The organism is Microvirga brassicacearum (genome assembly GCF_008757455.1).
Taxonomy (GTDB): Bacteria; Pseudomonadota; Alphaproteobacteria; order Rhizobiales; family Beijerinckiaceae; genus Microvirga; species Microvirga brassicacearum.
In genome coordinates, this window is the sequence record NZ_VCMV01000035.1 from 87,042 (window position 1) to 101,818 (window position 14,777).

The window sequence follows — 14,777 nt, forward strand, 5'->3', positions numbered from 1 at the left end:
GGCGCCAATCTCAAAGAGTACCGGGATGTTCACCTTCATCATCAAGCGACTGTTGTTGCTCATCCCGGTATTCCTCGCCGTGTCGTTGATCATCTTCATGATCGTCCACCTGGTTCCTGGCGACCCGCTTGAGCACCTGATGCAGGTCGGCTCCTCGCCCGAGCAGCAGGCCGCGCTCAGCGCGAAATACGGTCTCGCTAAGCCGATCCTCGTGCAATATCTGATCTGGTTGCAGAATACGCTGTCAGGCAATTTCGGCGACGCCATCATCCTGCGCCGACCTGTGGCGGACCTCATCGCTCAGAATATGCCCTACAGTCTCGCGCTGGGCGGTCTTGCGCTGGCCTTCTCGACCCTCGTGGGCATCGGCGCCGGCGCGCTCGCCGCCATTTTCAAAAACAGCTGGCTCGATCGGTCGGTCATGCTGATCATCCTGCTCGGCTCCACCGTTCCGAGTTTCTGGCTTGGGTTGCTGATGATCCTGTTATTTGCCGTCCAACTCGGCTGGTTCCCCGTCTCCGGCGCCAGAAGCGCCAGCGCGCTGGTTCTTCCGGCTCTGACCATCGGACTCGGGGGTGTAGCACTCGTCGCCCGCGTGACACGTGCGGCAATGATCGACATCAGCCGCAAGGATTTTGTTCTGATGCTTCATGCCAAGGGCGTTTCTCGCGCCAATATTCAACTGCGCCATGTTCTGCGTCATGCGCTGCTGCCGGTCCTGACCATCCTGAGCCTCCGCATCGGCTGGATCCTCGGCGGCGCCGTCACCGTTGAGTTCGTGTTCGCGCGACCGGGTCTGGGGTCGTTGCTCATCACCTCGCTCAACCAGCGCGACTATCCGGTCGTTCAGGGCTGTCTTCTGATGCTGGCAATCGCGGTCATGCTTGGCACGTTGCTCGGCGACGTGTTGCAGGCGGCGCTCGACCCGCGGGTCCGCGAAAGGGCCACCTGAGATGAGACATGCCGGAACGCTCGTGAAGGTCCTTCGAACGACGCAAGGTGGCGTCTCCGCCGCTTTCCTCATCGCGGTCATTCTCTGCGCGGTGCTGGCTTCCTGGATCGCACCTTACGCGTACGACATCCAGAACCTGTCAGCGGCAAACCAGGAGCCATCCTGGATTCACTGGCTCGGCACCGATGAGTTCGGCCGCGATCTTCTCTCACGGATCATCTATGGCGCACGCACGTCGCTCACCGTCGGGGTCGTGTCCATCGGCATCTCGGTTCTCGTCGGCACGAGCCTCGGAGCGGCCGCAGGTTATTTCGGCGGCACATTCGATCGCGCGGTGACGGCGGTGGTCGACCTCACATGGTCATTCCCGGAAATTCTTATTGCGCTTATTTTCATCGCGATCATCGGTCCGGGACTTCACAGTACGGCGATCGCCATCAGCATCGCCTACCTGGCGCAGTTCACACGCCTGACACGCTCGCAGATCATGGCGCTGAAAACGGAAACCTATGTCGAAGCCACCATCAATCTGGGCGCGACCCATGGCCATGTTCTCTTCCGCCATCTCATCCCAAATGCCTTGACGCCGATTCTCGTCGCCGCGATGCTCGCAACCGGAGATGCGATCATCCTCGAAGCCACGCTCGGCTTCTTCGGCCTTGGGGCACAGCCTCCCACTCCCAGCTGGGGAGCGATGATGAGCAGCGGAACGGCGACAATCTTCATCGCGCCGTGGATCATCATCTTTCCAGGGCTCGCAATTGCACTGACGGTCATCGCCATCAACCTGTTCGGCGACGAGGTGATCGAAGCGCTGGATATTCGCGCCCGATTGAGGGACAGCTGATATGCCACTCCTCGCGGTCCGCGACCTCGCCGTTTCTATCAGCCGCCTTAGACCGCTGGACGGCATCTCTTTCGACCTCGACAAAGGTGAAATTCTTGGAGTCGTCGGTGAATCCGGATCCGGGAAATCGTTGACCGCCATGGCCATCATGGGCCTTCTTCCGCTCATCGGCGGCCGTGTCACCGGCGGCACGTTGCACTTTGACGGGATCGATCTCGCCGGCCTCGGTGAGAACGAGTATCGTCGTCTGCGGGGACGCCGGATCGCACTAATCACGCAAAATCCAATGACCTCGCTCGATCCGATTCTGCGGGTCGGCGAACAGATCGACCAGGTGTCCCGGATGCATCTCGGGTTCTCCGATTCGCAGGCAAAGAAGCACAGCATCGAGCTGATGCAGCAGCTGCGAGTTCCCGAGGCCGCGACAGTGCACGGCCAGTATCCCCATCAGCTGTCTGGCGGCATGAAGCAGCGCATCGTCATCGCTATGGCGCTTGCTGCCGATCCGGAGCTCATCATCGCAGATGAGCCGACCACGGCGCTCGATGTCACGATCCAGGCGCAGATCATCCAGATCATGGTCGATCTCGTCCGCGATCGGGGCCTCGCCCTGATTTTGATCACCCATGACATGAGCGTCGTCGCGCAGGCCTGCGACCGGGTGGTGGTCCTCTATGCGGGACGTGTCGCCGAGAGCAACCGGGTCGGACCGATCTTCGCCTCGCCCCGGCATCCTTATACGCGCGACCTGATCGGCTGCATTTCCCGCCCGGGACAGGTGCGCGGGAGCCTGAAGGGAATAAGAGGCAACGTTCCGGGAGTTCTCGACTATCCACCCGGATGCAGGTTCAACCCACGCTGCGATCTCGCCCAAATGGTCTGTGCCGAGAAGCCACCGGAGATGGAGGTTGACGGCGCATCGATGGTTGCATGCCATTTCAGTGAGGGCGCTCGGTGACTGACTCCACACCCGCACCGCTCGTTTCGATCCGTGGATTGAGCCGCGAATTCGGCAGTCGAAGCGGACTTTTCTCGTCGCCTCGCGTGCTTCGCGCGGTCAGCGACGTTTCACTCGATATTCCGCGAGGAAAGGTCACCGGCGTGGTCGGGGAATCCGGCTGTGGCAAGTCGACATTGGCCCGGCTCGCCCTGTGTCTCATCGACGCCAGCGAGGGTTCCGTCAGGTTCGAGGGCGTCGATCTCGCGTCGCTGAACGGCGGCCAGCTTCGTAAACTCCGTCGCCGCATGCAGATGGTGTTTCAGGACCCCTACTCCGCCATCGACCCCCGTTACACGATTCGCGAGGCGCTGCTCGAACCCTTTCGTATCCAGGGCGTCGGGCTGAGCGCTGCCGAGGCAGGAACGAAGGTCGAGCACCTGTTGGACATCGTCGGCTTGAGCGTCACGATCGCCGATAATTATCCGCATCAGCTTTCCGGCGGTCAGAAGCAACGCGTCGGCATCGCGCGCGCGTTGGCGCTCGATCCATCGTTCCTGGTGCTCGATGAGCCCACTGCCTCCCTCGACGTCTCGATTCAGGCACAGATCATCGCACTGCTTGAGAGGTTGCGCCGGGATCTCGGACTGACCTACCTTTTCATCTCGCACGATCTAGGGCTGGTCCGCTATTTCTGCGACAGCATCGTGGTGATGTACCTGGGACGGATCGTCGAGATCCTTCCGAGCGCTGAGTCCCGGCCGCGGCACCCTTACACGCGGGCCCTCGTCGAGAGCACTTTCGAGCCGGATCCCACCCTCCGGCGCGTGGTCACGAAGCTCAGCGGCGAGATTCCCAGCGCCTTCAATCTTCCGGCAGGATGTGCTTTCGCGGCACGATGCGAGCACGCTTCGGACCTCTGCCGCACGGAGCGGCCTGAATTGTCGAAAGATCGTCACGACCACGCGATCGCCTGCCATCACCCCATCGACTAACCGCCCAATGGAGGCTTTACATGTCTTTCACGGTCCTGACCGGTGAGTTCTCGCACGAGACCAACACCTTCAGCTGTCGTCCAACGGATCACGCCGCCTTTCGCGAACGCTATTGGTATCTCGGCGGCCAAGCGGAGAATGAGCGCGGGAATTCGAACACTGGCATTGCCGGCTTTCTCGACGTGGCGCGGAAACACGATTGGAAGACTATCCATACCATCAGCACCGCGGCGCAGCCCGCCGGGCGGGTGACACGCGATGCGTTCGACCGCGTGGCCGATGTGATCGTCGGCGCCGCCCGGGCTCACAAGGATCAACTCGACGGCATTCTTCTCAGTCTCCACGGTGCGATGGTGACCGACTTCTGCGAGGATGGCGAGGGCGAGTTGCTCCGACGCCTGCGTTCGGTGGTCGGCCCCGACATGCCGATCGGCATCACGCTTGATCCGCACGCGAACGTGACGCGCCAGATGTGCGAACTTGCCGATATCATCGTCACCTACAAGACCTACCCTCATGTGGACATGCGCGACTGCGCCCGCCAGGCAGCCGAGATCCTGCGGCGGACCATGGCCGGGGAGATCAGGCCAAAAACCCTTCGCGTCCATCGCCCGATGCTGGAGGAGATCAACGGCGGGCGCACCGACATCGGGCCGATGATCGAGCGGATCGCCAAGGCACGCGCCTATGAAGCCGATCCGGATGTGTTCGCCGTCAGCGTCAACGGAGCGTTCGGCAATGCCGATATCGCAGAGGTGGGGCCGACGGTGCTCGTGACCGCGCAAGGCGACATGGATCGCCACCGGCGCTTCGCGGACAGCATCGCCGATGATATCTGGGACAGGCGCTTGGAGAGCCTCAACACTTACCATTCGGTCGATGAAGCGGCTTCGATCTGCAAGGCCTACCGGAAGACCAGAGGCCCGATCATTGTCGCCGACTATGCGGATAACCCTGGCGGCGGCGGCTATGGCGACTCGACGGAATTGTTGCGCGCGTTGCTCGATGCGGCGGTTACCGATGCCTGCTTTGGACCGATGGTCGACGCGGAGACGGCGGCCGTGCTCCATCGAGGAAAGGTGGGAGACACGGTCTCTGTTCGCCTCGGCGGGAAAACGGATCCACGCTTCGGCGGCGGCCCGCTCGATCTGGCTGGCCAGGTGATGCTGCTAAGCGATGGCGCGTACATCGGCGACGGCCCGATGGCTGGCGGTCTCAAAAGCAGTTGGGGGCCAACTGCGGTGATACGTGTTGGCGGTATCGACATCCTGGTCGTATCGATTCCCAATCAGATGCTCGATCTGCAGCAGTTTCGTGCCTTCGGGATCGACCCGGTTAAAAAATCGATCGTCGCGTTGAAGTCGATGCAGCATTTCCGCGCCGCGTTCGAGCCAATCGCCGGCGAGGTCATCGTCTGCGACAGCGGGGCGCTCTGTACACCGGATCTGAGCAAGCTGCCCTATGTCAATGTGCAAAGACCAATCTTCCCGCTGGACCGAGGCCTGCAGCTTGGGCCGCGCACGAGCTGATCAGGTCGTGGTCGAATAGAGATAGTGCCGGAAGCGGTCGTAGTGGTTGATCACATCGGCGATGACCTGTTCGGCCTCGTAACCGTCAATGTCATATCCACGCCCGCCCCGCGTCAGAAATACTTCGGCCCGCCGCCGGCAACAGCCCGCTGACCTTCATGGAGACCTCGTCCCGTAATGCTTTCTAGATGCCGCAGCACATGACGAGCATCACGACGGAGAGCGGCAGATCAGCAATCACCGCTGCCGTTTGCACGGCGGGGAGGCCTCCCGCGAGGAGCAGGCACGCAGCGACGCCGCCACAGGCAAGCGCCCAGACATAGCGCCCACGGCCGCACCGACCAGATGCGTCAGGTCTCCCCTGCGCACGGAGAGAAGAATTCAATCCGCACGGCAATTGCCTGGAGGCGGAAATCGTCTACAGTCCGCGGCGGACCGGGGACCCGGCTCCATGGCACCTCTACGGCATCATACCGACAACTCCGTCGATCGCGTCTGTCGCCGACGTTCGATCGTTTTCCGCACAGGACCTGAGATGAACATGCCGCGCCACATGATGCTCGCTGGTTACATCCTCGTGCCAGGAAGCCATTTTGGCGGGATGTGGAGACATCCGTACAGCGAGACGGATTTCTGCGATCGTGCCGTCTACGAGAACGTGGCGCGAACCCTCGAACGGGGCTGCTTCGATGTCGCCTTCGTGCCCGAATCCCTTTCTGTTCCGACCGGTCCGAAGGGCGACCACGACGCGCTGCTCAAATACGGCGCGGTCGGCGCTGTGCGGCACGATCCCTCGCATCTCGTCGCCCCCATGATCGCCGCGACGCGCCATCTGGGATTCACCATCACACTCTCCACGACCTACATGGAGCCGTATCACCTGGCGCGCATCTTCGGGACGCTCGACCACTTCAGCGAAGGCCGCATCGCGTGGAACGTCGTTACGTCGGCGGGTGAAAGCAACGCCTATAATTTCGGGCATCATCCCGTGCTCGACCACGCGCAGCTCTACGACCGGGCCGACGAGGTCGTGGACGTGTGCACCAGGTTATGGACATCCTGGGACAAGGACGCGATCGTGCGCGATCAGGCGAGCGGCCTCTATGCCCACCCTGACAAGATCCACCGCCTGGACCACGAAGGCGCCTACTTCAAAGTTCGCGGGCCGCTCTCCCTGCCGCGCGGACCCGGTGCGGGGCCGGTCCTGATGGTGGCCGGGGTCTCGCCGCGCGGCCGGGACTTTGCCGCCCGCTGGGCAGACGTGGTTTTCGCCATTCAGAGCGACGCTGACGGCATGAGGGAGTTGCGCCGTGATATTCGTGCCCGGGCCGCGCGCTTCGGCAGGGCGGACACGCCGATCAAGCTTCTCGCTGCCGTGCAGCCGATCATCGGCGAGACGACGGAAATCGCGCAGGCGCGCGCGGCCTATCTCGATCGCCTGATTCATCCCGAGATGGCGCGCGCCTTTTTCTCCGCCATGCTCGGCATGGACCTCGCCTCCTATGATCTCGCGACGCCGATCGAGGAGGTGCTGAGAGCAGAGGACGGTCGCACCGCAGTCGATGCGGGCGCGGCGCGACCATGGCTGCAGCGCGTTGTGGACGAGCGGCCCGATCATACCTGGACGCTCGGCGAGGTTGCGGCCAAACTGTCCCAGAGTTCATCCACGCCGCGCCTCATCGGCACCGCGTCGGAGATCGCCGATCAGCTCGAGCAGTTGTTCGTCTCCGAAGCCTGCGACGGATTTGTCGTCACACCGACTCATTTCCCGGGAAGTTTCGAGGAATTCACGCGTGCGGTGGTCCCAGAGTTGCAGCGCCGTGGATTGATGCGAACCAAGTATCGACATGACGGTTTCCGTAGCGAAATTGGCGTCGACACTAGATCTGCCTGAGCCTTCCCACGTTTGGTGACAGGACGACCGCACATCCCTGAGCGATGCGGTCGATAAAGTACTTCCGAAACTCTGCGTAATCGTGATAAGCGGAGTTCGGAAAAGAGTCCTCTAGGGACCTCCACGCCAGAAGGTCGGGATAGAGGGGCAATGCATTGAATCGCGCACTCCATGCATTCAGCCCCCCTCAATCCGAGCCGACGAACTCCCCCACGACCGCCGCCGCGGCGATCGTGGCCGGTCCGTCCCATCCCGTTCCCGATACGGACCTGGCGCGCCTGTTCGAGGCCAGCGCCTGCCGGACTCCGGAGGCGATCGCCGTGATCGCGGATCGCCAAACCGTCACCTACGCTGAACTCGATGCCGCCGCCAACCAATTGGCGCATCATCTCATCGCCCTCGGCATCGGCCCCGGAGAAATCGTGGGCATCGCCCTGCCGCGGTCTCCGGAATGCGTCATCGCACTGCTTGCGGTCCTGAAGTGCGGCGCCGCCTACCTGCCCCTCGATCCAGGTTATCCGGCTGAGCGCCTCGCCTACATGGTCGCCGATGCAAAACCCGCCTGCCTGATCATCGGATCGGCACCGGCGAGCTTCTTGCCGGAAATCGGGGCCATCACCGTATTGGCTCTGGATGACGCGGAGACGCGACGCGCAATCGACGATCGGCCGGATCATGCGCCAAGAAATCGCGACCGCCGCCGCCCGCTCACGCCCCGGCATCCCGCCTATGTGGTCTATACATCCGGTTCGACCGGCGTCCCGAAAGGCGTCGTCGGATTGCATTGCGGCATGGTCAATCGGCTGGCCTGGTTCGAGAGCCTTTTTCCGGCACGCTCCAGTGGCCGGGCGGGCGCAAAAAGTTCGCTGAGCTTCATCGACGGCTCGACTGAGTTGCTCGGCACTCTTTTATATGGCGGCACCCTGGTGCTGATCGCCGCTGAGGCCGCCCGGGACGTCAATCGTCTCGTGGATGAAATCGACCGCCAGAACGTTGCCCGCATGACGCTTGTTCCGAGCCTGCTGGCCGCCATGCTCGACGAGGCCGATCCGGCAAAGCTCCAGGACTGCGCCCTCTGGATCAGCAGCGGCGAGGCCCTGCCGGAAGCGCTCGCCCGCCAATTCGCCGAAACCTTGCCGGCATCGCGCCTGCTCAATTTCTATGGCGCGTCCGAGGCAAGCGGCGACAGCCTGTTTGCAGAAGTCAGCGAGGATGGCGAGGCTCCGATGGGCCACCCGATCTGGAATACCCAGGTCTACGTACTCGATGATGCTTTGCGCGCTGTTCCGATCGGCGTTCCGGGCGAACTTTATGTGGCGGGGGATGGACTGGCGCGGGGCTATCTCGACCGGCCTGGGCTGACTGCTGAGCGCTTCGTCGCCGATCCCTTCGTCGGCCCCGGAGCGCGCATGTACCGGACCGGCGACGTCGCGATGCTCAGGAGCGACGGAGCGCTGATTTTCGTCGGGCGAGCGGACCATCAGGTCAAGATCCGCGGCAACCGTGTCGAGCCCGGGGAGGTCGCCGCGCTGCTCGATCGACATCCATCGGTTTCGCGCTGCGCCGTGATCGGGCACGATGACGAACATGGCGACAGGCAATTGATCGCCTACGTGGTGGGCACCGAGCGTGCAGCACCCGAATCCGAGATCCTGCATCGCTATCTTGCCCAGCGGCTGCCCGACTTCATGCTGCCGCAGATGTTCATCGCGCTCGACGCCCTGCCGCTCACGCCGAACGGCAAGCTCGATCGTGCAGCATTGCCGGCGCCCGATTTTGCGGCCCTCGCGGGCACGGAAGCACCGCGCAACGGTCGCGAGGAGACTCTCTGCGCGTTGTTCGCAGGGGTTCTCGCCATGCGGCGTGTCGGCATTCACGACAGCTTTTTCGCCCTCGGCGGCCATTCCCTGCTCGCCGCCCGACTGGTCAACCGCATCCGCATTCAGCTCGGTTTCGAGATCGCGATCCGCACGCTCTTTGAAGCCCCGACAGTGGCGGGCCTTGCGGCGGCGCTCGACGGCGCGAGCCCAGCGCGCCCCGCGCCCCGCGCTCTACCCCGGCCGGAGATGCTTCCGCTATCGGCCGCCCAGCGGCGGCTATGGGTCGTGGACCGCCTCGACGGGCCAAGTGCTGCGTACAACATTCCGCTCGCCATGCGCCTCTCGGGGACGCTCGATCAAAACGCCCTCAGGGCAGCATTGGGTGATGTGACCGACCGCCACGAGAGCCTGCGCACGATTTTTCCGGAACGGCTTGGCGTTCCCCGCCAAGTCATCCAGCGCCCTGAGGACGGGCGACCGACGCTCGCGGTGGAGAGCGTGTCGGAGGCCAACCTTTCCGAAGCGCTCGCGGCCGCGCACGCCCAAAGCTTCGATCTTGCAAGGGATCTGCCGTTGCGGGCACGGCTGTTCATCCTTGGCGCGAACGAACAGGTGCTGCTTCTCACCGTCCATCACATTGCGGCGGATGGAGCCTCGCTGGAGCCCCTGGGGCGCGATGTGGCGAAAGCCTACGCGGCTCGTTGCAACGGCCGGACTCCGATCTGGTCTCCCCTTGCCGTGCAATACGCCGATTATGCCCTCTGGCAGCAAGCGCTCCTTGGACGCGAGGACGATCCGGAAAGCACGTTGTCCCGCCAGCTCGCCTATTGGCGCGATACGCTCGAGGGGTTGCCCGAAAAGATCGAGCTTCCGACCGATCACCGGCGGCCATCGGTTTCGCTGAAACAGGGCGCCACCGTAAGCCTTGCGCTCGGCGCGCAGTTGCACCAGGCCATTGTTGCCTTGGCACGGGACGAACAGGCGAGCGTCTTCATGGTCATGCAGGCCGCCCTCGCGGCCCTGCTTACACGTCTCGGTGCGGGTGAAGACGTGGCGATCGGCAGTCCCGTCGCCGGGCGCACCGACGAGGCGCTGGATGATCTGGTCGGGTTTTTCGTCAACACCCTCGTGCTGCGGACCGACACCTCGGGCAATCCGGATTTCCGCACTCTTCTCGACCGGGTCCGGACGACGGACCTGTCGGCCTATGCTCATCAGGACGTGCCCTTCGATCGGGTCGTCGAGATGCTCAATCCAGAGCGCTCGCCCGGCCATCACCCGTTGTTCCAGGTGGCGCTTGCGGTCCAGAACAGCCCTGACCCGGTCTGGGACCTGCCGGGATTGTCGGCCCGCCCCATGCCCGTCGATGTCGCGACCGCGAAGTTCGATCTTTCATTCAGCCTGACGGAGCAGCATATCGGTGGCGAACCGGCGGGCATCGAAGGCCTGCTCGAATATAACAGCGAACTTTTCGAGCGGGACACGGCCGAGACTCTGGCGCGACGTTTCGTGCGGCTGATCGAGACAGCTTTGGCTGCCCCCGACAAGCCAGTCGGCGCCCTCGACCTCCTGTCGCATCAGGAACGCAGCCTGCTGGACCAATGGAACGACACCGCAATTATCTCCCCTGCCAGCAGCGGCACGATCCAGCAACGGTTTGCGGAGCAGGTGGCGCGGAACCCCAATGCCGCTGCTATTCGCGACATCGGCACGACCCTCACCTACGCCCAGCTCGATCGTCGCGCCAACCAGCTCGCGGCACGGCTGGTCCATCTCGGGGCGAGGCCGGACACCGGAATCGGCGTGCTGATGGAGCGATCAGCCGACCTTGTTGTCGCCACGGTGGCGATCCTGAAAGCCGGCGGCTTCTATGTGCCGCTTCATCCCAGCCACCCGGCAGCGCGGCAGCGCCAGATTCTCGACGAGACAGACGCCCAATTGCTGATCGCGGACCGGGAGATCGGGCCGGAGACGACAGGCGACCGGCCGTGCCTCGTCGTTAATGCGGCCTTCTGGCTGACGGGAGCCGACGATCCAGCGCCGGATGTCTTCGCTCACCCGGACCATCTGGCCTATGTGATGTATACGTCGGGTTCGGCGGGGCTGCCTAAGGGCATCGCCATCACGCACCGCAATGTGCTCGGCCTCGCCTTCGATCGTCGCTGGCAACCCGGGCATCACGATCGCGTCCTTCTGCACTCGCCTTATGCGTTTGACGCCTCCACCTACGAGTTATGGGTGCCGCTGCTCACAGGCGGCACCATCGTCGTCGCGCCGCCGGGGCCGATCGATCATGCGACGCTGGAACGCCTCGTTGCCGACGAGCAGCTGACTGGCGTCTTCATCACCACCAGCCTGTTCAATCTCTTCGCCGAAGAGAAGCCGGACTGCTTCGCCGGGCTGAAGGCCGCCTGGACCGGAGGCGACGCTGCCTCGCCGTCCGCCTTCCAGCAGGTCATGCGGCATTGCCCCGACATAGAGCTGGTCAATGCCTACGGGCCGACCGAGACCACGATGTTTGCCACCTCGCACCGCCCTGCGCCGGGGGAGCGATCCGAGCGTGGCATCGCCATCGGCAGGCCGCGGGACAATACCCGGATCTACATCCTTGACCGTTGGCTGGCGCCGGTGCCGATCGGCGTGGCCGGTGAGTTGTATATCGGCGGCGAGGGCCTGGCCCGGGGCTACCTCGGCCGCGCCGGACTGAGTGCGACGCGGTTCATCGCCGACCCCTCGGGAGCGCCTGGCGCCCGGATGTACCGCACCGGAGACCTGGTGCGGCAGCGGCCCGACGGCGCGGTGGAATTCGTCGGCCGCGCCGATCAGCAAGTGAAGATCCGGGGCTTCCGGATCGAACCCGCCGAAATCGAGGTGGCGCTCGGGAGCCAGCCGTCGGTCGGGGCCTGCGCGGTGATCGTGCGAGAGGACCGTCCGGGCGAGAAGCGCCTCGTCGCCTATGTGGTCGGCTCGGGCGGGATCGCACCTGACGACGCGACCTTGCGCGAGTATCTCGCGGCGCGGCTGCCGGATTACATGATCCCGCAGGTTTTCGTCGTCATGGACCGCCTGCCCGTCAATTCCAATGGCAAGCTCGACCGCCGGGCGCTGCCGATGCCGCCGAAGGCGACCGCACAACCAACCCGGCCAACTGGAGATTCCCGCGAGGATCTGCTGTGCGGCCTGTTCGCTGACGTGCTCCGGCTCGATGAAGTCGGCGTGACCGACAGCTTCTTCGCCCTTGGCGGGGACAGCATCATGTCGATCCAGCTGGTCAGCCGGGCCCGCGCGGCCGGCCTGTCCTTCAGCCCGCGTGACGTCTTTCGTCTCAAGACGGTCGAGGCCCTGGCCCAGGTCGCCCGCGTGGTCGAGATCAACGACCCTGCCGTCGCCACCGCGCCCGAGCGCCCGCTTGTATCGCTTTCCTTGTCGGAGGTGGCAGCGCTCGAGGGTTTGGTGCCGGGGCTTGCGGAGATCCTGCCGCTGTCGCCGTTGCAGGAAGGGCTGCTGTTTCATGCCCTCTACGATGCGGACGCGGATGCCTACGGCGTGCAGGTGACGGTGGATCTGGCAGGGGCGCTCGACCCGGCGGCGTTGCAGCGCGCCTTTGCCGGGGTGCTGCGGCGCCACCCCAACCTGCGCGCCGGGTTCCGGCATCGCGGGCTCGCCCATCCGGTGCAGGTGATCGCCGGCGCGATCGAGCTCCCCTGGACGGAGGTCGACCTCCCGGGCGCGGACGAGCCGCAGCTCGCGGCCTTCCTTGCAGCCGACCGGGCGCGCGGCTTTGCCATGGAGGAGGCGCCGCTGTTGCGGGTGAGCCTGCTGCGGCTCGGCCCTGAGCGTCACCGGCTGGTCCTGACCAATCATCATATCCTGCTCGACGGCTGGTCGATGCCGGTGCTGCTCGACGAATGGTTTCGGCTCTACCGCGGCGAGACCCTGGCGCCCGCCACCCCCTATCGGACCTGGCTGGCCTGGCTGGCGCGCCAGGACAAGGACGCCGCCCGCCGTGCCTGGCGCGCCGCCCTCTCCGGCCTCGACGAGCCGACCCGGCTTGCCGAGATTCTGCCCCGGGCGCAGCCCGACGCGGCCGACCTCGCCGGCGCGCAGCCGCATGTCTCGCTGGTGCTCCCGGCGGAGCTGACGGCGGCGCTCGGCGCGCTCGCCCGGCGCCACGACCTCACCCTCAACACCGTGGTGCAGGCGGCCTGGGCGGTGCTGCTCGGACGCCTGAGCGGCCGCGACGACGTGGTGTTCGGGGTCACGGTGTCGGGCCGGCCGGCCGAGATCGCCGGCATCGAGACCATGGTCGGCCTGCTCATCAACACGGTGCCGCTGCGGCTGCGGCTGCGGCCGGGCGAGCCGGTCGGCGCGCTGCTGGTCCGGCTGCAGGAGGAGCAGGCGCTATTGCTGCCGCATCAGCATCTCGGGCTGACCGTGATCCAGGCCGGCGCCGGGCTCGGCGCCCTGTTCGACACCCTGGTGGTGTTCGAGAACTATCCCCTCGACCGGGCCCAGCTCGAGACCCCGGCGCCGGGATTGCGGCTGGCGGGCTTTGCCGCCCATGACGCCACCCATTACCCGGTGAGCCTGATGGCGATGCCGGGACCGCAGCTCGAGCTGCGGTTGGATTATCGGCCCGAGCGGGTCGACGGCACTGCCGCCGCCGCCATGGCGGAGGGACTGGCCCGGGTGCTCGCCGGGATGGCGCAGGATCCGGCCCAGCCGGTGGCGGCGCTCGCCATCCTGGCCCCGGCCGCGCGTCGGCAGCTGCTCGAGGCGTGGAACGACACCGCCCATCCGGTCGCGGCGGCGGACTTTGCGGCGCTGTTCGGCGCGCAGGCGGCCGCCACCCCGCAGGCCGTCGCGCTGATCGCCGGCGACGCGACCCTGACCTATGCCGAGCTCGATGCCCGCGCCACCGCGCTGGCGCAGCGGCTCGTGGCGGCGGGTCTCGGGCCCGAGGATATCGTCGCCGTGGCGTTGCCGCGCTCATTCGCCCTCGTGGTGGCGGTGATCGGCATCCTGCGCGCCGGTGCCGCCTATCTGCCGCTCGACCCCGATTATCCCCGCGCACGGCTCGCCTTCATGCTGCGCGACGCCGCGCCCAAGGCGGTGATCGCCAGCGCCGCCACCGCCGCAGCGATCGGCGCCGCCGGCATTTTGCGCTTCGATCCGCCCGACGCCGCCGCGCCCGCGAGCGGCCCGCTGCCGCCCCGGCGCCGCGATCCGCGCCACCCCGCCTATGTCATCTACACCTCCGGATCCACCGGAACGCCAAAAGCCGTCGTCGTGACGCACGCGTCCCTGAACAATTTTCTCGCCGCCATGCAGGACGAGATCGTGTTTTCGCCGGCTGACCGCCTGCTCGCCGTGACCACTCTCGGGTTTGACATCGCGGGTCTCGAACTCATGGGTCCGCTCCGCGCCGGCGCATCGGTCGTGCTCGCGGAACATGGCACGGTTCAGGACCCGCGATCGCTGGCGCGCCTGGCGGTCGCCACGGGCGCCACCCTCATGCAAGCCACCCCGTCATTGTGGCGGTCGCTCGTGAACGAGGCCGGCACCGAGCTTCCGCCTTTGCGGATTCTGCTGGTGGGCGGCGAGGCGTTGCCGGCCGAGCTCGCCGGCCAAATGGCGGGATTGGGCAGCCGCGTGCTCAATCTCTATGGGCCGACAGAGACGACCATCTGGTCCGCTTGCGCGCCGATCGACGCGCAAGCCGCCGTTGCGCCGCCGATCGGCCGTCCGATCTGGAACACGCGCCTCTATGTGCTCGACAGCGGCCTGCAGCCGGTGCCGGTCG

8 protein-coding genes are annotated in these 14,777 nt (G+C 65.3%); 7 read left to right on the forward strand and 1 reads right to left on the reverse strand.

All coding sequences use genetic code 11. The features are described from left to right. Positions 1-25 precede the first annotated feature (25 nt). The 5 genes from FEZ63_RS18620 to FEZ63_RS18640 are packed head-to-tail and all read left to right on the forward strand — an operon-like array spanning position 26 to position 5,260. On the forward strand, positions 26-952 hold the full coding sequence (locus FEZ63_RS18620; protein ID WP_150947266.1) for an ABC transporter permease: 927 nt from the start codon (positions 26-28) through the stop codon (positions 950-952). Between the two features lie 22 nt (positions 953-974). Next, positions 975-1,799, forward strand: coding sequence for an ABC transporter permease (locus tag FEZ63_RS18625; protein ID WP_244622881.1), 825 nt, complete (start codon positions 975-977; stop codon positions 1,797-1,799). Position 1,800: 1 nt separating this feature from the next. Then, positions 1,801-2,757 (forward strand): ABC transporter ATP-binding protein, encoded by a 957-nt coding sequence (locus FEZ63_RS18630; RefSeq protein ID WP_150947270.1) that lies wholly within the window; start codon positions 1,801-1,803, stop codon positions 2,755-2,757. After that, positions 2,754-3,731: an ABC transporter ATP-binding protein gene (locus FEZ63_RS18635; protein ID WP_150947272.1), complete on the forward strand. Its 978-nt coding sequence runs from the start codon at positions 2,754-2,756 to the stop codon at positions 3,729-3,731. The genes FEZ63_RS18630 and FEZ63_RS18635 overlap by 4 nt, the downstream gene beginning before the upstream one ends. A 20-nt stretch (positions 3,732-3,751) precedes the next feature. Continuing rightward, positions 3,752-5,260 (forward strand): M81 family metallopeptidase, encoded by a 1,509-nt coding sequence (locus FEZ63_RS18640; RefSeq protein WP_150947274.1) that lies wholly within the window; start codon positions 3,752-3,754, stop codon positions 5,258-5,260. Positions 5,261-5,444: 184 nt separating this feature from the next. Here FEZ63_RS18640 and FEZ63_RS26260 read toward each other — a convergent pair whose 3' ends face one another. Beyond that, the gene (locus FEZ63_RS26260; protein ID WP_420846303.1) at positions 5,445-5,657 is read right to left on the reverse strand and encodes a BCCT family transporter; all 213 of its coding nucleotides are present in this window, start codon (positions 5,655-5,657) and stop codon (positions 5,445-5,447) included. A 138-nt stretch (positions 5,658-5,795) separates the two neighbouring features. On the opposite strand from FEZ63_RS26260, the gene FEZ63_RS18650 reads away from it, so the two are divergent. Then, positions 5,796-7,154 carry an NtaA/DmoA family FMN-dependent monooxygenase gene (locus FEZ63_RS18650; RefSeq protein ID WP_244622882.1) on the forward strand — a complete coding sequence of 453 codons (1,359 nt, stop codon included), beginning with the start codon at positions 5,796-5,798 and terminating at the stop codon, positions 7,152-7,154. 155 nt (positions 7,155-7,309) lie between these two features. Continuing rightward, the coding region (locus FEZ63_RS18655) for a non-ribosomal peptide synthetase (RefSeq protein WP_201274204.1) at positions 7,310-14,777 on the forward strand (7,468 nt) is incomplete at its 3' end.